The organism is Sporosarcina soli (assembly GCF_042655805.1).
GTDB classification, from domain to species: domain Bacteria; phylum Bacillota; class Bacilli; order Bacillales_A; family Planococcaceae; genus Sporosarcina; species Sporosarcina soli.
Map to the genome: position 1 here is coordinate 1,015,836 of NZ_JBHSNO010000005.1, position 25,384 is coordinate 1,041,219.

A 25,384-nucleotide genomic window follows, 5' to 3' on the forward strand; every position below is an offset into this window, starting at 1 on the left:
TAATTATCAAATTATTCTAAATTATATTTTCCGACAAAAAATAAAGGCTCAACGCCAAAATAATTCACCATTGTTTATGGTATTTTTCTAGGCACATAGATCACTTGGCGTATCCATTCACTTAAAAATGATCTCTTTTTGGAATTAAATACAAAAAGCACCAGCGTATAAAGCAATTCGGCATCGTTTTATACGCTGGCACTATTTAGAAAAGCATTTTTTATTTCCATGGAATGAGCTTATATTCCAACCATTGGAGCAATCGGTTAAATGTCAATCCGAGCAAGGATAACACGATTACCCCTACCATCAGCTTCGTTGTGATCATTAAATTACCATAGTGTAAAACCATTGAACCAATTCCATTTTGGGCAGCAATCATTTCTGCGGATACAAGCAACAACAAGGATGTCCCCGCAGCAAGTTTCAAACCTGCAAAAATCATCGGAAGTGAGCCAGGTAAAATAACCTTACGAACGACATTAAAAGGGCTAGACCCAAATGTAACGGCCGCTTTTATGAGGATGGGATCCACATTCTTCACACCTGAGAATGTATTGATGACCACTGGAAAAAAGACACCCAATGCAATAATAGTCACTTTGGATAGCTCACCAATTCCCAACCATAAGATGAACAACGGCAATAGGGCAATTTTCGGAATCGGATAAATCGAGTAAACAACCGGTGTTCCAATCGCATCTGCCCATTTGGAAAAGCCAAGAAGCAGACCGATTAAAACCCCAAAAATAGATCCGATTATATAGCCCATCACAATGCGGTAAAGACTTGGAACGAGGTTCTCATAAATTTCTCCGCTCACCAGCATTTCCCATCCGGTCGTTACAATCGCTGAAGGGGCGGGCAAAAACAAAGGAGAAACAAGGTTCAAGCTACATATGATTTCCCATATCGCAAGCAGACCGATTAAACCTAAAAAAGAAGCATAAATGGGAATCTTTTTTTCAAGAAAAGCAACGCGGTTCGTAATGATTTGTCTCTGTTTAGTCATCCGTTATAACTCCTTTAGGGCATCCTCGGCATCTTGACGGATAAGCTGCCAAATGTCATCTGCATATTGCTCAAATTTAGCTCTGTGTTGTTCTTCATCTCTTCCCATTTTCGGTAAATCAATCTTGATAATTTCTTTAATCCGTCCCGGATGTCTAGATAAAACAATTACGCGATCCGCTAAGTAAACAGCCTCTTGAATGTTATGCGTCACATAAAGTGTACTCAATTGCGTACGATTCCAAATCGTCAAGAGCTCTTCCTGCATCAACGTTCGGGTTTGCGCATCTAACGCGGAAAATGGCTCGTCCATCAGCAATAGATCCGGTTCAACCGCAAGCGCCCTTGCAATGCCGACCCGTTGTTTCATACCGCCGGATAATTGTTTCGGATAAGCCTCTTTGAATCCTGTTAAGCCGACCATATCAAGATAATAATCGCCTTTTTCTTTTTGCTCTTGTTTACTTGCTTTTTTCTCTTCCAGCCCATAAATCACATTTTCATAAACGGTTCGCCATGGAAATAATGCAATCTCCTGAAAAACAATCGATAGATCCGGCTTCTTATCCATCTCACCTTCAAAATAGACCGTTCCACTCGTCGGTGATAATAATCCGCCTACGATATTCAGAAGTGTCGACTTCCCGCATCCACTCGGCCCTACTAAAACAACAAACTCTTTCTCTTCAATCGAGAAATTTATATTTTCCAGCGCTAAAACTTCGCCTTTTTTTGAATCACCGAACGTCTTTCTGACATCCTCAATGACGACCTTCATCTATCTCACTTCCCTAATTCCGTTAACGCATTTTCTAGTAATTCCGTATTCACGATTTCTGACGCATCAATTGATTGATCGACTAACTTTTCTTTCGCATACCAGTCGATTTGTGTCTGAATATCAGACTCAAGCAATTTTCCATCTCGATCTATGTAAGGAAGACCTTTCTTAATCAGCTCCGGTTCTTGGTCTGTATATTCTGCGATGATCCCGATAACTTCATCATAATTTTCACCCGGCACAATCTCGCCGTTTTCTTTTGTTAAAACAGCATCATAGTAATATTGTGTTGCCTTTGCATAAGCTTTAAGGAACCGTGTAGCGGCATCTGTATTATCCGCAAAAGCTTTTGAGAAGAAGATTCCAGAAGTTTGATAGTCAATTTCGTCTCCAACTTGTGCAATTATCTTTCCATAGCCTTCTTCAACGACTCTTGACACATTCGGTTCATTCAATAACACTGCGTCTACTTGTTTACTTTCTAACGTATCCATAAGACCCGGAATACTGTTTAGTGGAACTAGTTCGACATCATTCGTCGTAAGTCCATTTTCCTCCAGAAGTCTTCCAGCCATATAATGGTATGTAGAACCTGTTTGTGTAATCCCGATTTTTTTCCCTTTCAACTCTTCAATGCTTGTCACGGTCGAGTCGCTTGGCACTAATATTGCAGTAGAAGAATAACCTTCCTGTTCTCGTCCTTTATCTGCAACAATCACTAACTTTTCCCCACTAGCAACCATATTATACAAGCTCGCTGTAATTCCAGTAGCCCCAACAGCTACATCTCCTCCAGCTGTTGCCACCGCAATTGGTTGTGCCGCCTCAAACCATTTTGCTTTGGCATCGATCCCCTCTTCCTCAAAGAAACCTTTTTCAAGCGCGATGAACAGAGGAGCTGAGCTTGTCAATTTCAACATGCCAATTTCAACAGCTTCTTTTTTAGCATCTTTATCTTTGTTGCCATCTGAATTGGCCGCCTTTTCCGATCTATCCTTTCCACATCCAACCAGTCCAATTGCTAATAATAGGACAGTCAAAAATGCAATCACAATTCTTTTCTTCATGTCTCCTTACCTCCAAATTCTAATCGTACAATTCTGCTATGGCTCGACCCGAAAAAACAACAGAAAAAGACCTTTAATGATTAATAGAATCTATAAAAGACTATTCGCCGCTTTTCAAAATCAATTTCCCACACCTTTTAGAATAGCATAAATTGATGCACAATTATATATTTCATGAACGTTTTCAACACTGTAGAGTAAAAACACGCCTGCTGATGTATTTACGTAAAGACTAATTTTTTTAGTAACGTATTACTACTTTCTATATAATAGATATACTTTTTTCCTTCAAGTGTAATCCTTTCACATGTGGACACACTAAATAATCAAGTAAAAAATAATGAAGGGAAGATGAAAAATGACTAAAAAGAAACCTCCGCACGAGCAATTGACAGATAAAAACAACGGAATGTCTTCGACACAAGAGGTACTTTATCAGGAAGAGTATAGAAAAGCGGATAAAGTGACTAAAAAAGAAAAGAAAGGCTAAAGACATTCAAAAAGTGCCCGGGACTCTCATCCTTCACCTGAGTACCGGGCACCTAAATGGTCGATTGGGTACAGATTGTAGTTCGATGCTCATTTGTGGCCCACCGCTCTTTAAAAAACAACTTTTCTCTCCTCGATATTCTGTAAATACTTTTCCACCAACAGCTCAGCCTCTTTCATGTCCCTTTTTCTCAGCTATATGTTTCACATTTATCGGTTTAAATTGAGTGGTAAAATTAGCGTTCTCATTTAATTAGGAGAGGGGGTTATTTTGTGGTGAAGGGAAAAAACACGAATAGTTTGATGCATCACTTAAAATTTAGTATTATTTCATATTCGGGCAAAAGGGTACAAGTACAAAAATGGAAATTAAGCAATGAATTAGCACCACCTTTTTAATTCCTGACTAAATAACCCTATACATCTAAAGAGACAGTCGCACCTGCTCTCGTCGAAAAATTATTTTGAAAACCAGTATTCTTTCACGAACTTTTTTGAAAATCGAAATAAATTGGCGTCAAAACAGACAAACACATGTCCATCTGCTTTATAGTTCATCAATGTATGTCTTTAGATACTTCCCCCTCTGCCACAATATTGACCGTCGCTCTCTTCCCTTTTAAAACCTCATTCTTTTTGAACAAGTTTTTAAAAAAGCTTGCTATTCATTCTGATTTATGCAATTATTATAACTAGTAGTTCAATAAAACGCCTATCGAATAGCCATAAAAAAGCGACCCTTTTTTTCCTCAAAGCTATTTGAATAGTTGGCTACATCTTTCTAGCAGAAGGTTATTTTGCTGGATAGGTGTAGCCTTTTTGCGTAGGTAGAAAGAGGAGGCTCACAATGAAAGTATATGATTCCATAGCGGATGCACTGGCTTGTGTACAAAGCAATCAGACGATCATGGTTGGTGGATTCGGTCTGATCGGTGCGCCGTTAACGCTGATTGACGGTCTGATTGAAAAAGATGCCAATGGATTGACAATTATTAGCAATAATCTAGGTGAAAAAGGGGAAGGTCTTGGCCTTCTGCTACAGCAAAAAAAGGTAAGGAAAGCGATCGGCTCCTATTTTACGAGTAATCGGGATGTTGGAGATGCTTATCAAGCGGGCGAGTTGGAAATCCAGTTACTCCCACAAGGGACGTTGGCAGAATCCATTCGTGCGGGGGGCGCCGGCATTGGTGGCTATTATACGAAAACCGCAGTAGGTACAGATTTGGCGAAAGGGAAAGAAACGAAAATGATTAACGGGGTTGAGTATATATTTGAAGAGGCGCTGCGTGCAGATGTTGCCTTAATTCGCGCACATAAAGCCGACACGTTAGGCAATGTTATTTATTATAAAACGGCGCGTAACTTCAATCCATTAATGGCAACTGCTGCCGACCATGTCATTGTTGAGGTAGATGAAATTGTCGAAGTTGGACAACTGTCTGCGGAAGAAATTGTGACGCCTCATCTATTTGTAGACGGACTTGTGGTCGCAAAAAAAGTGTTGACGAAAGGGGGCATTGTCAATCATGACAAACAACAAGAATATACAAACGTTAATCGCTGAACGGGCAGCTAAGGAGTTAACAGAGCGGAGCATTGTCAATTTAGGTATCGGGATCCCGACTCTCGTTGCCAAATATATTGACAGTGATCTCGTTCAGTTCCATACAGAAAATGGACTTCTCGGTGTGACAGATGTCGATGAAGAACAAATAGACCCGAACCTTGTCAATGCCGGCAAGTTACCGGTAGGCCAAGCGATGGGCGCATCATTTTTTAACAGCGCGGACTCATTCGGAATGATCCGCGGCGGTCATGTCGATGTGGCCATTCTAGGTGTATTGCAAGTCGATGCGCAAGGAAGAATTGCAAACTGGGCAGTACCGGGGAAAAATATTATCGGCGTTGGTGGGGCAATGGATTTATTAGTCGGGGCTAAAAAAGTCATTGTCACCACGACGCATACTTCCAAAGATGGTAAAAGTAAATTGCTGCAAGAATGCACTTATCCGATCACTTCAACAAGAAGTGTAGACATCATAATCACGGAGCTTGCTGTGTTCCACGTTAAAAACAAAACATTACATTTAGTCGAATTAATGCCTGGCGTTACCTTGGAACAAGTGACCCAACATACAGAAGCTGCATTTGTAAACGATTTAGAAGGGAGTTTTGTAAGTTGAGAGAAGTTGTGATCGTCGAAAGTGTTCGAACAGCGATCGGGAAATTAGGTGGTACTCTTGGAAATGAAAGCGTAGATAAATTGGCTGCGAAAGTTATGCAAGAAGTCGTCGCACGTGCTGCCATCGATCCCGCACTTGTGGATGAAGTCATCATTGGACAAGCTAAACAAAGTGCGGATGCATCCAACCTTGCCCGGCTCGCCACCTTACAAGCGGGATTCCCCATTGAAGTCCCTGGCTATACCGTGCACCGCCAATGCGGATCCGGTGTCCAAGCCGTCAATTCGGCTGCGCAGCAAATCCAGCTTGGCTTAAGCGATATTATTCTTGCAGGTGGAGCCGAATCGATGAGCACGGCACCCTACTATTTACGAAACGCCCGCTTTGGCTATCAGTCGGGAAATGGGCTGTTACTGGATCCGAATACGGAAAGTCAACCAGGTTCCCAGCCGGCGGAATATGGGATTACAACGATGGGCATGACGGCGGAAAATCTAGCGGAAAAATATAAGATTTCGAGGCAAGAACAAGACGAGTTCGCGCATCGCAGTCAAGAAAAGACGGCCCGTGCAATTCAAAATGGCTATTTTGAACAGCAGATCGTCCCTTATGAAATCAAGCAACGAAAAGAAACCGTCGAATTTAAAATCGATGAACACCCACGACTATCCAGCGTTGACAAACTCGGTTCGTTGAAAGCGGTTTTTAAACAAGACGGGACAGTGACCGCTGGCAATAGTAGCGGCCGAAACGATGGCGCAGCGGCTTTACTCGTCATGGACAAAGAAAAAGCTGAACAACTCGGTTTAAAGCCAAAAGTGAAAATCATTGCACAAGCAGCGGCCGGTGTAGATCCACGCATTATGGGAATCGGGCCTGTTCCTTCTACGATAAAGGCATTGAAGCAAGCGAACTTATCCCTTGATGATATCGACATCATCGAGTTAAACGAAGCCTTCGCTGCTCAATCCATCGCAGTGATAAAAGAGCTCGGTTTAGATGAAGCAAAAGTGAATCCAAACGGCGGTGCGATTGCGATGGGACACCCGATTGGCGCAACAGGCGCGATTCTATTCACCAAACTGATCCATGAACTAGAGCGAACAGGCAAACGATACGGCCTAGTCACCCTGTGCATTGCCGGTGGATTAGGAATTACCACCATCGTCGAGAATCTACAGCACTAACAGTTATTTGGTGTCTACACTCTTTTTGGAAGTATATACTGCCAAATAGGAATTCTCTCAGCCTGATTGAAAACGCTTGTCATGTGGAAGGCAGGCTAAGAGCACGACGTCCTGTCGTAACGCCTGCATGACTCGCGTCCTGCGAGCCCGCGCCAAGTCGAGCGAAGACGCGAATAGAACTGAAGTTCATGAGCGGACGAGCGAGTAAGGAAGGCATCCTAAGGACGCCGCGTCCTGCGGCGACGGATGCATGACCTACTTCCTGTAGGCCTCAACAACGGATGCGAGCGTTTGTCAACAGGCTGAGATACCAGTTATTTGGTGTCTTGCACACTACTTATTTTTTCTAAATATCTTTTTTGAGCAGATTTTAAAGCAACAATGACGGAACCGGTAGAAGGTGCAAAATAATGGGAGTCTATACGCCCGATCAAGACTTCAATATTGGATGTTAAATCGAAACCGACAATCATCCGTTTGAAATAATCTTGTGCAAGCTTCGTAATGAAAGTGAATTCAGCGTCTATCACTTCATGTGTTTGTTTATCGACTTCCAATACAATACCAGCATGTTTATATGTTTCATACATAGACGTACCTTGTGGTGCTTTTGCATATGCGGTCACTAAAACACTTGCTAATTTTTGCATCAATATACCTCCAACAATTATATACTGTGAGATTGCCTCTCTAGTATAACAAAACTGATTAGGGAATTCGGTTTATAATATGCTGTGAATTCATTTTATTCATAATAAATCACAAAAAAATACAAGGTTCCCAAATATACCATAATTGGTTTGGGAACCTTGTATTTTATTATGACCTTTATTACCCTTCCATTTTCTCATACGCCTTTTTAAAGGTGGAAACGAACTCCCGTCTAAACTCTTCTACATCGGCATCTAAACAGACAAATACATGTCCATCCTCTGTATAGTGAGTCACTGTACATCCTGAAGCTTCCCCTTCTGTCACGACATTCACCGTCGCTCTCTTCCCTTTAAAAATTTCAGGTCGCGTCAAATAAAAAACGGCGCAGAGGTCGTGAATTGTAACATGATTGTGAGAAGAGGTTGTGCTATCGTAATCACTCAACAATCGACTCACCATATCGCCCACTTTTCCAAACCCCTCAACTTCACGGATATTTTCAGTGGTAATACTTGTTAAACGTGTAACGTCTAATCCACACATCACAATTTTTATTTGTTCATCAAAGACGATCTTAGCCGCATGAGGATCCGCAAAAATATTGAATTCAGCTACCGGAGTTCGATTGCCTCCTTGGGCAGCTCCCCCCATTAAAACGATCTCTTTAATATTACTTTTTGTTTCTGGATACATTCTAAGTAAAAGTGCAACATTGGTAAGGGGCCCTATCGGCACAAGCGTTACCGGCTCAGCGGAATGGAGAATGAGCTCTTTCATTTCCTCTACTGCATGTCGAGTTGAAAGGACTGTCGCATTTTCCTTTTCTTCAAAGCGATAGCCACCCACACCACTTTCACCATGAACAAAGGAAGCATTTACCAACTTATTCAATAACGGTTGAGCCGCCCCTTTGGCAACCGGTGTACCCTTCCCTAAAAAATTCACCAAATTCACAGCATTTCTCGTTGTATTTTCAATTCCAACATTGCCTCCGACCGTCGTGATCAGTTTTACATCCAGCTCTTCCGCGAATAATGCGGCGGTGATAGCAATAACGTCATCGATTCCCGGATCTGTATCGATAATAATAGGTGTTTTCATAAGTGTACACTCCCATAATTAGTCGTATTCTAGTATAGAACTCAGTTGAACCCTATGAGTAATTTCCCACACAATAAGAGAGGTTTGAAAAGCTCGGTTTTATTACTTTCATCCGCCACATCACAAAAACTTTCGAATTATATAGTCTGTCGCTAAATGATGATCGAACTCCCTTGCTCCTCCATTAATTCCTATTCAACTGCAAACCATTATAAGGCCCATAATTGATTGTTGCCAACATCTTCTTCCACATAGCTTCCCTTTGGATAATATCCGTTTCTTCGTAAAACTCAATGACGGAAAATACGATTTCATTATAGCCGTTTTCCAGGACGAATAAATTCAAATGATGGGCGTTTCCGTTTGATGTCAAATGTTCCATCCAGCGGCCTAAGATGCCATTTGAACCGTAGGCACTCCCGATATACCTGCTTACTCCGTCTTTTGATCGCTGAATATAGATCCCTTTTCTGGACAATGCAGCTTTTAACACATTCTCTTCGGACTCATCTTCGAAAATGGCAATAATCTGACGCCATGTAAAGGTGCGGCCAAGCACAGTCTCATCTGTCATATCAACGTCCGGGAGATTCAATCCTTCGAATTTTGTCGTTCTTGCCATACTGCCCGATTCTTTGCATGCTTTCACCACTTCTTCATCCAATAAAATCTCCTTGATGGCAACCGCCAAGGTCAAATAGTCTTCCGTTTGAAAATCGACTACACGTATCAAACTGCCTGTACATTCAGGTCTTCCCTTGAGTAGATCTTTTAATTCAGCACTCATTTTGCTTCCGTGATAAATACGGAACTGATAGCTTTCTTCTGTACCCCATAACTCAAATGCCCGAATCCGATAAATATTCGACTTCACTCGATACGCTACATGCGGCTGAGGACTATCCGTACGATCATCCCGCGATCTCTCCTCGAACAACGCACCCAATCCACTCGAATTTAAAATACTTTCCAATTGATCGAACATGAGAATCCTCCTCGATTGCTTAACCCAATCTTTCTAAACATATTCATTCATTTTTTATCCCCCAAACAAACCTATGGAACTACTTCTATTTTACTTTAACGTCAAACGATTTTGCAGATTTTTCATTTTGTATAAAATTATTTCCTCAAATTTGTCCACTTTTCGACCCCTCCCTTCTATATAGAGGGCAAAGGGGGAATTTCAAATGACACATTATTTGCAGGAATACGCTCGCTTTGCCACAATCGCGGAAATGGATGCAGCAGCTGAACAGCATGTCACTTTCCACTGGGATGCCATGACGAAATCTGATCGCCGGGTGCTAGACGTTATCCGCCGCTATTCGGTGAAATACGGGGCGGCCCATTTGAAACACGGAACAATTGAAGAAACCATCGGAAAATCAAATGCAACAGTCCGACGTGCCATCCGGAAACTCATCAAGCTTCGCATCATCGAAAAAGTTCACTACATCCGTCCCGTCATGAGCGGGCTCGGCGCCAACATTTACATCATTTTTCCCTTCGATGACCAGGGGAAAATGAACAGCCGGGATGATGCCGACAAACCGCATGACGACAAGGAAAACGAGCCAATTTCCAAAAGCGAAGCCTTACTTTCTAAATCTATAAATTCTAAAGATCTAATCAATTACGCCTCGGCGTAATTGCGTCCAGATTTTGAATTGAGGCCTACAGGATGTAGGTCATGCAGTCGTTGCGACAGGACGTCGCGCACTTAGACTGCCTTCCATAACTCCTTTCAAAATCTGTGACATCCGCCGGAGGCTTAACTTGATTCAGCCGGGGTTTGAATCCCCACAGAATTGAAGGCATTTCTAGCATTCATCCCGCCAATCATAAAATCAATGGACTTCTGCTGAATCAAGTTAAAGACGTCTCCACAGGAATCGTCAAAGTACTCTACAAGTCTATTCAGTCGAATGAAAGACCTGCTTACTAGAACATTCGGAGACACAAAACTGGCCCGCGAATTCTATGGCATTCATCGAGCGATCTCGGGGAAAATGTTAAAGTTTGAGATTTATCAAGACGACAAGAAAGTCTTCGAAGACCTTGCCTATCGTGCCCTCATGATCACTGTGATGGCCACTAAAAAGAAAGCCATCCGCAACTTGCCAGGATATTTCAAAGGCGTATTGGATCAATTGGTCGAAGAGACGTATTTCTCGGATATATTCATGTGCTTTAACGCACCGGTGGAGGGATTTTATTATCCTGAAAGAAATTTGTAATGGATGTTGACTTAATCCTTGGATGCAGGCGTTGCGATTTGAGCGCGGAGGGCGTGTTTTGAGCGTGGCAGGTGACACTTTGAGCGCATGGAACAAAGTATGAGCGAAAGTGGCGACGCTTTGAGCGCGCAGAACATTGTATGAGCAAGAGTGACTACGCTTTGAGCTCGCGGTACAAGGTATGAGCGAGAGTGGAGGCGTTTTGAGCTCGTGGTACAAGGTATGAGCGAGAGTGGCGACGCTTTGAGCTCGTGGTACAAGGTATGAGCGAGAGTGGCGACGCTTTGAGCTCGCGGTACAAAGTATGAGCGAAAGCGGCAACGTTTTGAACTCGCGGAACAAGGTATGAGCGCGGAAGCTTGCTTCATAGTGACGCAGCGACCTGTTATTCCCGAATGTTCCGTGATTAATTTAGATCACCTTTGTTATTGAAATCAAAAGATTTTTACCGAAATATTAAAAGAGTACCGATGAATGAAAGGCATCTTAAAACCAATCGGAAAGGAAGAAACAACGATGAGGCATCGCTTCAATACGATTCGAGCAAAACTAATTTTGGCCTTTTCTCTTATTTTGATCATCCCGGCAGTCATTATTGGATTCACGTCCTATATGGCCGCAAAAGATGCGGTAAAAAAACAAATTACTGCTGCCGCCGATGAAAACACCCATATTTTGAATACGATTATTGATAACACAATCTCCACGAAAATCCATGATGTCGAACTTTTTAGCAATCAAGCATCGAAAAGTTTATATGATGGACATGAGAGTCCAGAAATACGGAGCAATCTAGCCCAATATGCCGCTTTGCACCCGGAAATCCTGAGCATCTATGTCGGTACGGAGGAGGGCTTCTACATACAGGAGCCGGTCATCAACGACACTTCTATCTATGATCCGCGAACCCGCGATTGGTACAAACAAGCGATGGAACAGAAAGGCGAAATCCTCATATCGAAGCCGTATAAGGATGCGGCCGTGGATGATATAGTTGTCACCATTTCCAAGACAACGAAGGACCATTCAGGTGTCGTTAGCGTCGATATTACGTTGGATTATATTACTAAACTGGCGAAACAAGTATCGATTGGAAAGGAAGGGTATGCCTTTCTGCTAGATGGAGATATGAATTTCATTTCCCATCCGACGGGCGAAGGAGGAACTACGGCCCAAGAGGATTTCTATAAAAAGATGTATGAGCAAAAGCAAGGTACTTTTGATTATACAATTGAAGGTGATGAGCAGTTCATGACTTTCCTGACGAACGAACTGACCGGGTGGAAAATCGGAGGCACGCTCATTACATCCGAAATAGAGGAAGCGGCCGCCCCGATCTTAAACAGGACAAGCGTCGTCATCGGGATTGCCTTATTGGTCGGTGCCCTGATCGTGTTCTTCATTATCCAATCCGTCCTTAGACCGATAAGGGTTTTGAAGGAGCAGGCCCATACCATTAGTAACGGCGATCTGACCGAAGAAATCGAAATCAAGACGAACGACGAGATTGGCCAATTAGGCGAAGCATTTCGTGACATGCAGGAAAGCTTAAGAAACCTGGTCGGTAATATCGAGCACAATACGGAACTTGTTGCAGCTTCCTCTGAAGAATTGACGGCAAGCGCCGAACAGACAATGTATGCGACCGAACATGTAGCAGGAGCGGTTCAAGAAGTGGCGGGCAATGCCGAAAATCAGTTAAACAGCGTCGAGAATAACGTGCTTCTGATCGAACAAGTAACCGAGGGGATCTCGCACATTGCCAATCGTTCCGTAAACGTGACAGAACTTGCCATCCATATGAGGGAACAAGCCGAAATCGGAGGACAGGCGGTTACCAATACCGTGAATCAGATGACTTCCATCCAATCTTCAGTGTCCGAATCAAATCGAATGATCAGCTCCCTCTCCGAACGTTCCAAAGAAGTGGGATCCATTTTAAATGTCATTACCGGGATTGCGGAGCAAACAAACCTACTCGCCTTGAATGCCGCCATCGAAGCAGCAAGAGCAGGCGAACATGGAAAAGGCTTTGCCGTCGTCGCCGACGAAGTGAGAAAGCTGGCCGAACAATCCCAGCAATCCGCCACAGAGATTTTCAACATTATCCGAGGTATTCAAAAAGATACCGAAAACTCCGTCGACATGATGGCAAAAGTAACAGAGGACGTCAAAGAAGGAATGACCATCTCGAACGAAGCAATTGAAAAATTCGAGCAAATCCTGAAAAGCACCCAAGAAATCACTCCGCAAATGGATGACATTTCGAAATCTGCTCAAAACGTCCAAATCGCTATTGATGAATTAAGAGGAACCGCCATTGAACTTGAAAATATGGCAAAAAGCAATGCATCTTCCTCCGAAGAAGTAGCAGCGTCAACCGAACAGCAGCTAGCTTCCATGGAAGAAATCACCGCATCCACCAAAACCCTTTCCACTATGGCAGAGGAATTGCAAGAATTAATTTCTAGTTTTAAGCATTAAACGACAGCATCTATCCTGATAGAACGGGATAGATGCTGTTTTTTCTTTATGGAAAGTACTAGGATTTCATTGATTCCACGTTGGGGGTGGTGATTTTGCGGGGACTTGTTTATGAGCGATGGCTGTTCGGTTTGAGCGCTCTGGGTATCCCTTGAGCACTAGCATACTCGCTTTGGGCGCGGGGGTAATCCTTTGATCACTAGCACACTTGTTTTGAGCGCGCAGGGAAGTCTTTGATCACTAGCACACCCGCTTTGAGCGCGGGGGAGATTCTTTGATCACTAACACACCCGCTTTGAGCGCGTGAGGGAATCTTTGATCTCTACCACACCCGCTTTATGCGCGAGGTGAAATCCTTTGATCGCTAACACACCCGCTTTGAGCGCGCAAATGATTCTATGATCACTAGTACACCCCCTTTAAACAAGTTTTCCTTTCAGCGATTAATCACAAGTTGTTTTTGCTTTTTATCGTTTTTGTTCTGATACATTCTTATGTCGGCTTGGGTGAGGAGGTTGTCCATATTTCCGATTGAGCGCTCAGTTGACGAGTAACCTAGGGAAAGGCCTAATTGTCTTTCTTTGGCCTTTTCATTGAAGTCGGCAATTTGGGCTTCGAATTCTTTGCATAGCATTTCGACTTGTGAAGATGTCTGGTTTGGAAGGATGATGACGAACTCGTCTCCGCCTATTCTGGCTACAGTAGTATTTTCCGAGAAAAATTCATGGATCATTTTGGCGGATGTTTTTATGATTTTATCGCCTTCCACATGTCCAAATGTATCATTGATCCCTTTTAATTCATCCAAATCACAAAGGATGAGTGCAATGGGACAATCGATTTCATTGTTATAACGCTCCATGATTTTCTCAAAGTAATTCCGGTTGTAAAGGCCTGTCAAAATATCATGTGTGCTCAAGTACTGTAGCTCTTGCTGCATCTCCACTTTGTCCGTAATATCTCGGATATAACCAACAATGGCAACCAACTCCCCCTTTTTATAAATAGGGGTGGCATATTCCTCACACCATTTATAGTTTCCGGTATGGTCCCTCCAACGTTGCAAAATGGGCTTACTGAAATCGACCTTGCCCTCCATTTTCTTGAGTAAAAGTGTGCGATCTTCTGGATGAATATAATTAAAAGAGATTTTGGGATTTTGATAGCTCGCCTCTAAAAGTTCAGGGCCCAATAAATCCTCAATGGATGGGCTGACGTAAAGATATTTTGGGCGTGGCTTAAGTTGATAATGATAAATCACATCTTTAGAACTATCGACCAACTCTAGCATCCGACTCATTCTATTTAACCGGCAACCTGATTTAACCTTCAAATATCCTTTGAAGAACTGTGGAATAAGCATTCCTGTTAGCACGCCTAGTGCAAAAAGCACAACCTTCATTGCCATCCCCCTACCCCAATATCAATCGCGCCTCGGCGTGATTGCGTCCAGATTTTGGATTGGGCAAGGCTCAATTCAAAATCTGTGACATCCGCCGGAGGCTTTATATTCATTCAGCAAATACATTTGCTGAATGAATATAAATAGCAGACCAATCGAATGTCGTTTAGTCTGCTGTTCTGTAAACACTATTCGATAGCTGGCTGACTTAGTTCATCGACTTTAGCCCCTCTAGCTTTGCGTCTTCACCTTTCGATGAATTTGCCATTATTGTTTTAATTTTGAAAGTAATTACTAACTACTCTACCGTTCCACGACAACTAGGTCAATAGACTTGCTTGGAATAATTTTCATTTGAATTTTAAAGTTACCTATTTCTTTGGACACCCCCTATTCGTATCCATTCATCGGCTTGGTGAATCTAAGGTAGAAAATGCTTTTAATTCATACTTGACTTATATGAATTACACACTTAAGATAATAAACAATATTATAATTGTATAGCTGACCGAATAATCGGAGGCTCTATGACATTTGCAAATTTGTTTCCAGACAATTTTGTGGGTGTTATGGAGCCTTTTTTACTTACTTAGCAAGGGAATGGAGGAATGAAAACATGACGTCATATGGATGGTGGTTAATCGCTTTTGCCGTACTGTATACAATAGCTCTCATTTTTATCGGTTCGATTTCAAGAAAGAAGTCGGCAAAAGGGGATGGCTATTTTGTTGGCGGCCGGACTTTCAATAAATGGCTCGTCTGCTTTTGTATCACGGGTTTATTTTCCGGATCGACCTTTATCTCCATCGTGGAATTGTCGTATTTAACTGGAATTTCCGCGATATGGTATGGGGTCGCTGAAACAATTCAAATTTTGATCATCGCCTTTGTCATCATCGGTCCTTTTCGGAAAAAGCTCGTCGTCACTGTATCCGGGATGATCGGTGAACGTTACGGGAGAAAAGCGTTAGGAATTAGCGGTGCAATTACCGCTTTCGCTTTTCCGATGTGGTCCGTTGCGACCGCGATTGCTTTTGCATCGGCTGTTCATGTCTTTACGGGCATTTCTTTGTCACTATCGGTCGCGTTTACGGCGCTTCTGCTGTTTGTTTATTTGCAAGCGGGGGGCATGTGGTCAATCGCCTTTACCCAAACGATGAATATGTTTGTGTTCGGCATCATGTTTGTCATTGGCATCATTGCCTTTTTTATTAATCCTGGGATCGCAGGTTTAAAGGAATTGGCGGTTGCCAGTCCAGCGATGTTCGAGTTTAGCAGTGTCGGGGTCCAAGTCATTGTCGTTTGGTTCGGGACATTTTTGGTGAACGTCATTTTGGCACAAGCCGCATTCCAAATGGCATTGTCGTGTCGAACACCTGAAGAAGGGCAAAAAGGATTGAAGTTAGCGGCGATTTTCGGCGTTCCCTTTATCTTGTTGGGAACTTTATTCGGCTTATCAGCTGCGGCCGTAGTGCCAGGATCATCACTTGGATTAGTCGCATTGCCGCAATATTTGATGCAAGTGCTTCCTGCCCCACTAGTCGGCTTGTTTTTCCTTGGCATTTGGGCTTGTGCGCTAGGATGGGGAGCACCTTGCCAGTTTTCCGGTGCGACAAGTTTAGGTAAAGATGTCGGAAGTGCACTATACCCGGCGGCAACTCCACAACAACTTGTGAAATATACAAAAATCTCATTACTTGTGTTGACAGGGCTTATGATCATTTTCGGCGCAATCCGGACGGAACAATCCGCTTGGTGGAATATCCTCGCCTGGACGATGCGCAATTCCGCCACTTTTGCACCGGTCGTCGCCGCTTTGTTCTGGCGATTGGCAACGAAAGAAGCTGTCGTCGGCTCCATGATTGCCGGTTTCCTTTCGGGCATCCTCTGGTATCATCTCGGCGGATGGCTCCCAAATCAATTCTATTTGAATATCCATCCTGTTTGGATCGGAATGTCTGCCAATATTGTAACAATCATGGTCATCACGCTCATTCAATCCGCTAAAGTATTGCAAGTGAACTTATCTGTTTCCAGTGCAAGAAAAGGATACGTTGCCTTGGTGAGCAGCGCGTTGTTATTGTTAGTCGCTACCTTGTTTTTCAAGCCGCTTTACGCTGGCGGACTGATCGGGATCTTCATATTTTCGATCCTCATCTTATGGTTTATTTCAACAATCATTTTCATACCGGATGTGAAGGAAAAGGAATCAAAACATAAATTGAACGTAAAACATGCAAAACTCAATGTGTAGAGTTGCAATACCAAGAGATTACTTACTCAATCTACAATATTATTTAGGAACTGCTATGCAATTTGTGATGAGGGTTATACAGTGAATAATGCCAAGTACTGACATGCGTTTGAATCGTGTTAGTGCTTGGTTTTTTTAGTTATTTTGATCGCGTGGGGGTTTTATTACAAAACGGGTTATATCGTTTCATTTGTCGTTTATTCTAACCAAGTAAAATTGTAAAAAGCCAAAAGAGCTAGATTCACCTTCCCCTTTCCCGGGTAATTACTACTTATAGTACGTCGGCATTGATAAAGAAGGGGATGGACATGTTTGGACTCATGGATTTATTGTCGCTAATCGTATCGGCATTCATCATTTTGCCTGTCGTCATCCTACTGAGAGAGATGGGCTATTTTCTTATGAGTGCGATTTTCGGCGTGAAAAATCCTCGGCTAACCATTGGATCCGGTCCTCGGATTGTGAAAATTGGCGTATTCGATATTCGTAAATATTATCATCTATTTAGCTGGTTCTCTTTTGATACAATAAAACGAACAAGTAAATTTGCCTATATTAGCATTTATGCGAGTCCCATCCTCCTCAATGTTTCCCTAGCCCTCACCATTAACGCTCTTCTCGCTAATGGAATGCTGGAGGAATACCGGAGTTTTTGGGATCGATTTGTTTTCTATGCGATGTATTATGTGCTCCTCGATACCATTCCGATGATGACCGTCAACGGGAAGCCGAATAATGGAATGATCATCTACGAAATGATCCGCTATGGCAAACGAATCGATTATAATAATGAACCATTCATCCCTGCAACAAGTGACGTAGAGGAGCAGTATCAGAAGGATATGAAAGAATTGGCGAAGAAAGTGAAGGAGAGATGGGAGGAGGATTGAAAGGAGGGAGGCAATCAGTGTTCATAAGGATCTTCAAGTGATCACTGGGAAGCAACTCCGATCATAAACGTCTTCATGTGATCAATGGGAGACTACCAGCGATCATAGTGAATTCACCAACGATCATAGGAATCTCCCTTTCATGAAAGTATCACTTGCTTCCAAATCCTCTAACGCCCCTAAAGGCATTAGAGGATGGATTCAAATGAATTATTGACTTGTTTTTAATAGTTGATTGGATTGTTTTTCAAACGTAAATCCTTCATATTGACGTTCAGCGACTTGGTCACATATTTTACGATAACTATCTAGACCGCCAACGTAAATGACGAAGCCGCGTTGGGTTCCGTCGATGTTGGCGCCGGTGTACCAAGAGTTTGTCTGCGGGAATAATGTGCTATTGGCCAGATCATCACATTGTTTTCCCCACGAAAGTTCTGCGTCTTTTTGCGCTTCGATCGTTTGCAAGCCGTTGGATTCTACATAGCCGATGCATTGGTCGATCCAGTCTACATGTTGCTCGATGGCTGATGGCATATTCGTTAAGACGGAAGGGCTTTGGGGACCTGTGATCATGAAAAAGTTCGGGAAGTTTTCCATTGTCAATCCAAGATAGGTGGAGACATTCCGCCCCTCTTCCCATTTTTCCTGAATCGTTTGTCCATTCCGCCCTTGTAAGTTGATTTTCAACAGTGAACCCGTCATAGCTTCATAGCCCGTTGCATAGACGATGACATCGCATTCAATCGTTTCGTTGTGCAGTTTCACACCGTTTTCTACAACTCGTTCAATCGGGTTATCTTTTAAAGATACGACATGGACATGGTCTTCGTTAAACATCTCATAGAAGTTCGTTCCGATGATCAAACGTTTCGTCGTAATAAAATAATCCGGGTGTAATTGTTCAGCTGTTTCCGGTTGCTCCACGATTTCGTCAATCTTATCCCGCACATATTGGGCAACGATATCGTTTGTTTCTTTACTAACACCGACATCCGGGAAGGCGGAGCCTAACGCTAATGCACCTGTTTTCCATACATAGTCCAGCGTTTCTTTTTGTTGCTCAACGGAAAATTCTATTGCAGATTTTCCAGTTGTAAACATGCGAATTCCACCCGGCGTCGTAAAAAATGCATCTCGAATTTCTTTATAATTCGCGATGGCTGCATCCTGTTGCTCCTTGCCTAACGGATGGTTGCGTGCTTCTCCTACATAGTGGGGCGTTCGCATGAGCAATGTCAGCTCTTTCGCTTCCTTCGCAATTTCCGGCATTGCTTGGACACCACTTGAACCATTGCCAATTACCACAACCCGTTTTCCTGTGAAATCCACTTTGTCATGTGGCCAACGTCCCGTATGATACTGCTCACCTTGAAAAATACTGACCCCTTCAAACGGTGGAATATTAGTTGTAGATAAGCAGCCCATTCCACTGATCAAATATTTCGCTTCAAAGGTTTCATTTGTATCGGTCGTAACTTTCCATGTTTTGTCTTCCTCTTGAAAACTTGCTTCCGTCACTCTTGTTTTGAATTGAATATCGGATCGCAACTCCAGCTCATCCGCAACAAAGTTGAGGTATTCCAAGATTTCCGGTTGGGAGGCGTATCGATCTTTCCACCGCCATTTTTTATAGAGTTCCTCGGAGAATGTGAAATTATAAAAAATGGAATCCGAGTCACATTTCGCTCCCGGATAACGGCTCCAATACCAAACACCGCCCACCCCATCCGCCGCCTCGATGACACGTACGGAAAGGCCACGCTCCCTTAACTTATTCAACATGTAGAGCCCCGAAAACCCAGCTCCGATGACAACCGCATCATATTGTTTTGCGCCCATTTTTAAACCCTCCATTTCGAATTTTTTATTTCGAAGGTACTAAGCTTAAAAATTTTGCAATTGCCTCTACTGTTGTTTTCGTTTCGTCCGCGAATAGCGCCATATTGCTAAAATAACCGTGTACACTACCTTCTATTTGAACGTAATCCACAGGTACGCCCGCCTCTTTCAATCGATCACGATATTGTACACCTTCATCCAACAGTACATCATTTTCAGCCGCTACAATAATTGCAGGAGGTAAAGCGCTTACATTTTTATGAAGTAAAGGAGACACGAGTGGATCTTTGAATTCTTTTTCATCATTGATATAATACTCGCCAAACCAGATCATCAACTCTTTGTCCAATCCATATCCTTCAGCGAATTTTTCATAGGAGGAAGTGGTGAAATCCAAGTTGGTCACAGGATAAATCAGGGCTTGCGCAACAATAGAAGGGCCGTCATTTTCTTGACTGAGCATCGTCATGACCGTCGCCAAATTGCCGCCTGCCGAATCGCCACCGACGACAATGTCTGCTCCAACGGCATTCAATTCAGCTGCATGCTTATGTGCCCAACAAAGCGCTGCATAACTATCTTCAACGGGAACCGGGAAGCGGTGTTCCGGCGCTAATCGATAGTCTACCGACACAACGACGCGACCCGTTTTTTCTGCCAATAAACGGCAACCTGCATCGGATGTTTCCAAATCCCCAAGTACCCAACCGCCTCCATGGTAATACACAAAAAGTGGGAATGGTCCTTGTCCTGATGGCGTATAAATCCGGACAGTAATTTCTCCATCGTTCACCGAGATTTGGCGATTGTCCACCTTTGCCACCGGCGGCACCTCAATCCCTTCTGGAACCGGGGCCAATTTCATCATTTCACGCACTTGTTCAGCAGATAACGATTGAAACTTCGGCCCACTATAAAATACCTCTACATATTGCTGTGCACTATTGGATAATCCCATTTTGTCATCTTCCTTCCTCTATTGATTTTCGCATCCAGTTTGTCTGCAATTTTATCATAACGAAATATAACTATTGCGAATATTCCTTCTTTTAGCTATACTACTTCATACAAAGAGATATTATTTGTTGTTGCATGACTACTTTTTAGCGGGGTCTATCTTTCTATGAAAGGGTGATTCAGTGCAAGTGACTTCTTGGGCAGTTGAAGAAAAATTACAAGGAGTTGTGAATGCAAACACGCAAGAGGAACAAATATGCCATGTCCTCTCAACCTTTGCAGAAATGTTTAAGAGTGAACGACTTTCATTCTATCGGTTCAGCCCGATCGGATATGTCGGAGAAGGAATCGCGCAACTGGAAAATGGTCATTTCCAATCTCTCGCCTATATACGTGACGACATCCGTTCATTACCTGTTATTAAAAAAGCGGTGGAAAAGCGTAAAGCACACTTTTACACCGGACAGGAAATCATCACCCTCATCTCAAGTCGTTACCATCGCGATGAACCACTACAAGCATTGATCGTCGTGCCACTCCATGTAAATAACCTGTCAATCGCCTATATATGTAGTGAATACATGCACAGCATCCCTCCACACGATGGACAAACAATAGACCTACTCACACAATTCGGTAGCATAGCCGGAAGACTACTCATCCAACCTCAAAAGATCGCACACCCAAAACTAAGTCCACGTGAAAACGAAATTGTCCAAGCACTTGCCAACGGTTTCTCCACAAAAGAACTCACCGAACTCTTGTCATTAAGTGAAGCAACCATTAAACAATACATTAAATCTGCCTTTGTGAAATTGGGTGCCAAAAACCGGGCCCATGCCGTTTCGATCTATTTGGCTCCGAAAATATAAAGATGTAAATCTGAACTCCTATTAACAGCACCAATGTTAAGCATATAATTCAAGATTAAACGAGAACTTGGTTTTTCTTTTATGCCAACAAGCATCAAACCGCCCCCACTTCCTATGGATGGGGGCGATTTTGCGCTTACCTCTTTAATGACAAAGTACAATGCTAAAAATAGATATAGCAAATCTTGCGAAAATAGCTTACTATAAAACTTAATTCTTTTTTTCGAATTAGTCGAAAAGGATAAGGATTTTTACCGGATTCTCGGTATTTACACAACTAACAAAACGCAATTTGCATGACTAAAGGAGAAGTATTAAGTGAAAAAAGAACTTTCATTAGGTATGGCCATTATTCCAATTGTCGCCTTAATTGCCGCGGCGGCTTCATCGATTTTCATTTGGAAAGCCGGCATGCATATTCCGTTAATGATCGGGGTACTTGCGGCCGCAGTGATTGCTATTCTTTGCGGTTGGAAATGGCAAGAAGTCGAAACGATGATGGTCAAAGGAGTAGCGAGAGCGTTGCCCGCTGTTTTTATCCTCCTCATCATCGGCATCATTGTCGGTACATGGATTGCGAGTGGCGTTATTCCAACGATGATTTACTATGGATTGTCTATTATTGAACCTTCCTTGTTTGTACCGCTCGTTGCATTGATTACCGGAATTGTATCAATTACATTGGGGAGCTCATTCACTTCCATTGCAACAATTGGAATTGCTTTTATGGCGATTGGAGAAGGGTTAGGCTTTGCCCCGGGGCTAGTTGCGGGGGCAGTCATTTCGGGGGCTTATTTGGGCGATAAACTATCGCCGCTGTCCGATACGACGAATATCGCTCCAGCTATGGTCGACACAGATTTATTTAGTCATATTAGGCACATGCTTTGGGACACGATTCCCGCATTTGCTATTTCCATTATTTTATATTGGTTTGTAGGCAATACAGGGGCAGCCAACAATGCCGTAGATGCGGATGGAATTAATCTCATCAAAACAGGGTTGGAGAGCGTCTTTGTCATTCATCCACTGCTATTGCTGATGCCCGTTTTCACAATTATTTTGATGATGAAGCGTGTCCCTGCGATTCCAGCGTTGACGATTGTAGGCCTTTTAGGGGCTGTCCTTGCAGTACTCGTTCAAGGGTCTTCCGTTTCCTCGATTGTCCAAGTGATGACGAGTGGATTTAAAGTCGAGTCTGAAGTAGCTGCGGTGGATAAGTTGTTAAATAGTGGCGGTCTAATGTCCATGTTAGGGACAATTGGTCTGTTAATCCTCGCGACAGCGCTTGGTGGGATTCTGGAGGAAACCGGATCTTTTGAGGCGCTCACTCGAAAAATGATGACCCGTGTCCGTTCAACTGGTACATTGATCAGCACAACTATTTTTTCCACTTTTGTTGTGGCATTCGCCAGTGGCGCGCAATTTTTAGCGATTATTTTACCAGCTAGAACATTTGTCAAAACATATAAAGAGATGGGTATCGATACGAAAAATCTTTCGAGATGTGTCGAGGCAGCAGGCACTGTAGGCATTAACCTCGTACCGTGGAGTGTTCCTATCGTCTTTGCAGGGAGCGTGCTTGGCGTCAGCCCAGGTGAACTCATCCCTTATATTTTCTTTGCGTTTCTCGTGCCACTGATCAATCTCATTTTCGGGTTCACGGGTTGGACCATCACCAAAAAGAATTATCCTGAAACTACCGTTAAAGGAGAAAGTCAATCATGAGTGAAGTGATTTTACATGTATTGGGAACGGCACAAGACGCTGGCCTTCCCCATCCAAATTGCTATTGTGAAAATTGCACAGCGGCTATTAACAATCCCCATTTGAAACGTTTCGCGTCGTCGTTGGCGATTGTTCACCCGAAAGAAAAGACTTGGCAGTTAATTGACGCAACGCCTGACTTAAAAGACCAACTGATCCGTGTCCAAATGAAATTCAATCTGCAAGGTCAGTTAATGGATCGTATCTTTTTAACACATGCGCATTTGGGGCATTACCCGGGATTATTGTATTTAGGACGGGAAGCGATCGGGGCAACGGGTGTACCTGTCATGGCAGGTACGAAAATGAAGGCCATGTTGGAAAACCAAGCGCCATGGAGCCAATTAACGAAGCTTCATAATATCGAATTGCAGGAAATAAATGATGGACAAACCATTGCGGTTTCACCTCAAGTGAGGATTACACCTGTGGATGTCCCACATCGAAATGAGTTTTCGGAGACGTTCGGTTTTTGGATCGAAGGGCCGAAGAAGAAAGTTTTATATATTCCCGATATCGATCGGTGGGAACAGTGGGATACAGATATTTACCAAGCCTGTGAAGAAGCGGACATCTGTTTATTGGATGGCACATTCCATTCCGCAGAAGATCTTGAAAAAATCGGTCGTGACTATCGCGAAATCCCCCATCCCCTTATGACCGAAACAATGGATCGACTACAAGATTTAGTTGAAAAAACCGACATTTACTTTACCCATCTAAATCACTCGAATCCCGCTATCCGTTCTGATAAAAGCATTCGCAACCTGATTGAAGCAAAAGGGTTCCATATTGCTGAAGAAGGCATGGACTTCCTACTATAAGCAAAGTACAAAAGCGTAAGGTGCCTAGTATTGACACATTTATGATTGGTGTCAGTACTAGGCACCTTTTATTATTTTATCGCCAAAACGGGTTGCATCTTTTTATTCGCCGTTATATACTAACCAAGTGAAAGCGAACGTTTATTAATGAAATTAATTTATTGTTCGTATATGAAAACAATTAGAAGGAGTTTACATCTATGAAAATGCGAATAAGCCTCAAATTCTTTACAGTCCTAATGATTGCAGCTTTCATGTTAATGGGCTGTTCTACGAAAAAAGAAGGTGCAATCGAACAACCGGAATCAAAAACAAATGCCGAACAATCGGAAAAACGGGTCATCGGTATTATTGGGGCAATGATCGAAGAAGTGGAAATCCTTCGCGATAAAATGGAAATCGAAAGTACTGAAACAATCGCAGGAATGGAATTTTACAAAGGTACATTAGATGGTGAAAACATTGTCTTGGTTCAATCTGGCGTTGGAAAAGTGAATGCGGCAGCCTGTACGCAAGTGCTCGTCGATCATTTTGGCGTGGACTATCTCATCAACTCAGGCGTTGCCGGTGGACTTAGCCCTGATGTCTCCATTGGAGATATTGTCATTTCGACAGATGCTGTCCAACATGACGTGGATACCACTGTATTCGGAGATGAGCCTGGTGCGATTCCCCGCATGGAAACAAGTTATTTTGTAGCGGATGAAAAGTTAATTCAACTCGCACAATCGGCTACAGAAGCATTAGCCGGGGACATCCATGTGTTTCAAGGAAGAATCGCAAGCGGTGATCAATTTATTGCAAGTGCGGAAAAACAGGCATGGATTACGGAACACTTTTCCCCCTATGCTGTCGAAATGGAAGGCGCAGCGATTGCACATGTTGCACACTTGAATGAAGTGCCATTTGTTATTATTCGCGCTATCTCTGACGATGCCAGCGGTGAGGCGGATGTAAAATATGAAGACTTCGTAAAAATGGCAGCTGAAAACGCCAGCAAAATGATTGAAGAAATGATCAAAGCGGCGGACAAAAACTTGTAATCTTTTAGCATAAAAGCGCGGGGTAACTGCTTAGACGGGTTCTCTTCCTGTTCTAAATGAACCCTAAATCAGGATTTTATCATTTCTGATGCAAAAAATGCCTAGTATGAACACATGATATGTGTCGATACTAGGCATCTTTCATTTATTTTACCCGGTATGAATTCTCCAACGTAGAAGAGCTATGTCAAACGGATTGATTACAATAACGAACCGTTCACCCCTGCAACGAGCGATGTAGAAGAACAATATCAGGAAGAAATGAAGTAATTAGCGGAGAAGGAGTAATTCGTTTGCACTTCTCCCATCTAGCATTTTCGTACGAGCATTGGTTTC

At 42.9% G+C, this 25,384-nt stretch carries 22 protein-coding genes and 1 riboswitch; of the genes, 13 read left to right on the forward strand and 9 right to left on the reverse strand.

All coding sequences use genetic code 11. The features are described 5' to 3' along the window. Window positions 1-220 precede the first annotated feature (220 nt). From ACFPRA_RS08920 to ACFPRA_RS08930, 3 genes are read right to left on the reverse strand one after another with little or no spacing between them, the layout of a single operon-like run. Window positions 221-1,012: an ABC transporter permease gene (locus ACFPRA_RS08920; RefSeq protein ID WP_381432934.1), complete on the reverse strand. Its 792-nt coding sequence runs from the start codon at window positions 1,010-1,012 to the stop codon at window positions 221-223. Between the two features lie 3 nt (window positions 1,013-1,015). Beyond that, on the reverse strand, window positions 1,016-1,789 hold the full coding sequence (locus tag ACFPRA_RS08925) for an ABC transporter ATP-binding protein (protein WP_381432937.1): 774 nt from the start codon (window positions 1,787-1,789) through the stop codon (window positions 1,016-1,018). A 5-nt stretch (window positions 1,790-1,794) separates the two neighbouring features. Then, a complete protein-coding gene (locus tag ACFPRA_RS08930; RefSeq protein WP_381432940.1) occupies window positions 1,795-2,859 on the reverse strand; it encodes an ABC transporter substrate-binding protein in 1,065 nt (354 codons plus the stop codon). A 358-nt stretch (window positions 2,860-3,217) separates the two neighbouring features. Between ACFPRA_RS08930 and ACFPRA_RS08935 the strand changes: the two genes are divergently transcribed. From ACFPRA_RS08935 to ACFPRA_RS08950, 4 genes are all read left to right on the forward strand, one after another. Then, complete coding sequence (locus ACFPRA_RS08935; RefSeq protein ID WP_381432942.1) at window positions 3,218-3,349, forward strand: YfhE family protein; 132 nt, start codon at window positions 3,218-3,220, stop codon at window positions 3,347-3,349. 846 nt (window positions 3,350-4,195) lie between these two features. Further along, complete coding sequence (locus ACFPRA_RS08940; protein ID WP_381432945.1) at window positions 4,196-4,912, forward strand: CoA transferase subunit A; 717 nt, start codon at window positions 4,196-4,198, stop codon at window positions 4,910-4,912. Further along, window positions 4,875-5,531: a 3-oxoacid CoA-transferase subunit B gene (locus ACFPRA_RS08945; RefSeq protein ID WP_381432948.1), complete on the forward strand. Its 657-nt coding sequence runs from the start codon at window positions 4,875-4,877 to the stop codon at window positions 5,529-5,531. Before ACFPRA_RS08940 ends, ACFPRA_RS08945 begins: the two co-directional genes overlap by 38 nt. After that, window positions 5,528-6,718: a thiolase family protein gene (locus ACFPRA_RS08950; protein WP_381432951.1), complete on the forward strand. Its 1,191-nt coding sequence runs from the start codon at window positions 5,528-5,530 to the stop codon at window positions 6,716-6,718. The genes ACFPRA_RS08945 and ACFPRA_RS08950 overlap by 4 nt, the downstream gene beginning before the upstream one ends. Before the next feature lie 314 nt (window positions 6,719-7,032). On the opposite strand, the gene ACFPRA_RS08955 is transcribed toward ACFPRA_RS08950, so the two are convergent. The 3 genes from ACFPRA_RS08955 to ACFPRA_RS08965 form a co-directional block, all read right to left on the reverse strand. Continuing rightward, a complete protein-coding gene (locus ACFPRA_RS08955) occupies window positions 7,033-7,368 on the reverse strand; it encodes a DUF3870 domain-containing protein (RefSeq protein ID WP_381432955.1) in 336 nt (111 codons plus the stop codon). Window positions 7,369-7,549: 181 nt separating this feature from the next. Next, entirely contained in the window at window positions 7,550-8,473 is a 924-nt protein-coding gene (locus tag ACFPRA_RS08960) for a nucleoside hydrolase (RefSeq protein WP_381432958.1), read from the reverse strand. Window positions 8,474-8,657: 184 nt separating this feature from the next. Next, the gene (locus ACFPRA_RS08965) at window positions 8,658-9,458 is read right to left on the reverse strand and encodes a GIY-YIG nuclease family protein (RefSeq protein WP_381432961.1); all 801 of its coding nucleotides are present in this window, start codon (window positions 9,456-9,458) and stop codon (window positions 8,658-8,660) included. A gap of 205 nt (window positions 9,459-9,663) precedes the next feature. Here ACFPRA_RS08965 and ACFPRA_RS08970 point away from each other — a divergent pair, with 205 nt between their 5' ends. The 3 genes from ACFPRA_RS08970 (at window position 9,664) to ACFPRA_RS08980 (ending at window position 13,197) form a co-directional block, all read left to right on the forward strand. Further along, window positions 9,664-10,125, forward strand: a complete 462-nt coding sequence (locus ACFPRA_RS08970) for a helix-turn-helix domain-containing protein (RefSeq protein ID WP_381432964.1) — start codon at window positions 9,664-9,666, stop codon at window positions 10,123-10,125. 360 nt (window positions 10,126-10,485) lie between these two features. Further along, entirely contained in the window at window positions 10,486-10,713 is a 228-nt protein-coding gene (locus tag ACFPRA_RS08975; protein WP_381432967.1) for a hypothetical protein, read from the forward strand. A gap of 474 nt (window positions 10,714-11,187) precedes the next feature. Then, the gene (locus ACFPRA_RS08980) at window positions 11,188-13,197 is read left to right on the forward strand and encodes a methyl-accepting chemotaxis protein (protein WP_381432970.1); all 2,010 of its coding nucleotides are present in this window, start codon (window positions 11,188-11,190) and stop codon (window positions 13,195-13,197) included. 436 nt (window positions 13,198-13,633) lie between these two features. Here the strand turns inward: ACFPRA_RS08980 and ACFPRA_RS08985 are convergent, their stop codons facing one another. After that, window positions 13,634-14,599: a sensor domain-containing diguanylate cyclase gene (locus tag ACFPRA_RS08985; RefSeq protein ID WP_381432973.1), complete on the reverse strand. Its 966-nt coding sequence runs from the start codon at window positions 14,597-14,599 to the stop codon at window positions 13,634-13,636. Between the two features lie 191 nt (window positions 14,600-14,790). Further along, window positions 14,791-14,875, reverse strand: a riboswitch (cyclic di-GMP riboswitch). Window positions 14,876-15,215: 340 nt separating this feature from the next. Between ACFPRA_RS08985 and ACFPRA_RS08990 the strand changes: the two genes are divergently transcribed. Both ACFPRA_RS08990 and ACFPRA_RS08995 read left to right on the forward strand, forming a co-directional pair. After that, window positions 15,216-16,853 (forward strand): sodium:solute symporter family protein, encoded by a 1,638-nt coding sequence (locus ACFPRA_RS08990; protein WP_381432976.1) that lies wholly within the window; start codon window positions 15,216-15,218, stop codon window positions 16,851-16,853. Between the two features lie 308 nt (window positions 16,854-17,161). Further along, window positions 17,162-17,743, forward strand: a complete 582-nt coding sequence (locus ACFPRA_RS08995; RefSeq protein ID WP_381432979.1) for a hypothetical protein — start codon at window positions 17,162-17,164, stop codon at window positions 17,741-17,743. Window positions 17,744-17,953: 210 nt separating this feature from the next. Here the strand turns inward: ACFPRA_RS08995 and ACFPRA_RS09000 are convergent, their stop codons facing one another. Together ACFPRA_RS09000 and ACFPRA_RS09005 are read right to left on the reverse strand one after the other, a co-directional pair. Next, the gene (locus tag ACFPRA_RS09000) at window positions 17,954-19,585 is read right to left on the reverse strand and encodes a flavin-containing monooxygenase (protein WP_381432982.1); all 1,632 of its coding nucleotides are present in this window, start codon (window positions 19,583-19,585) and stop codon (window positions 17,954-17,956) included. 25 nt (window positions 19,586-19,610) lie between these two features. After that, complete coding sequence (locus tag ACFPRA_RS09005) at window positions 19,611-20,543, reverse strand: alpha/beta hydrolase (protein WP_381432985.1); 933 nt, start codon at window positions 20,541-20,543, stop codon at window positions 19,611-19,613. A gap of 181 nt (window positions 20,544-20,724) precedes the next feature. On the opposite strand from ACFPRA_RS09005, the gene ACFPRA_RS09010 reads away from it, so the two are divergent. The 4 genes from ACFPRA_RS09010 (at window position 20,725) to ACFPRA_RS09025 (ending at window position 25,048) form a co-directional block, all read left to right on the forward strand. Then, window positions 20,725-21,414: a response regulator transcription factor gene (locus tag ACFPRA_RS09010; RefSeq protein ID WP_381432989.1), complete on the forward strand. Its 690-nt coding sequence runs from the start codon at window positions 20,725-20,727 to the stop codon at window positions 21,412-21,414. A 318-nt stretch (window positions 21,415-21,732) separates the two neighbouring features. Then, on the forward strand, window positions 21,733-23,142 hold the full coding sequence (gene nhaC / locus ACFPRA_RS09015; RefSeq protein WP_381432993.1) for a Na+/H+ antiporter NhaC: 1,410 nt from the start codon (window positions 21,733-21,735) through the stop codon (window positions 23,140-23,142). Continuing rightward, on the forward strand, window positions 23,139-24,005 hold the full coding sequence (locus ACFPRA_RS09020) for an MBL fold metallo-hydrolase (RefSeq protein WP_381432996.1): 867 nt from the start codon (window positions 23,139-23,141) through the stop codon (window positions 24,003-24,005). The genes nhaC and ACFPRA_RS09020 overlap by 4 nt, the downstream gene beginning before the upstream one ends. 200 nt (window positions 24,006-24,205) lie before the next feature. After that, window positions 24,206-25,048: a 5'-methylthioadenosine/adenosylhomocysteine nucleosidase gene (locus ACFPRA_RS09025; protein ID WP_381432999.1), complete on the forward strand. Its 843-nt coding sequence runs from the start codon at window positions 24,206-24,208 to the stop codon at window positions 25,046-25,048. Window positions 25,049-25,384: the final 336 nt, after the last annotated feature.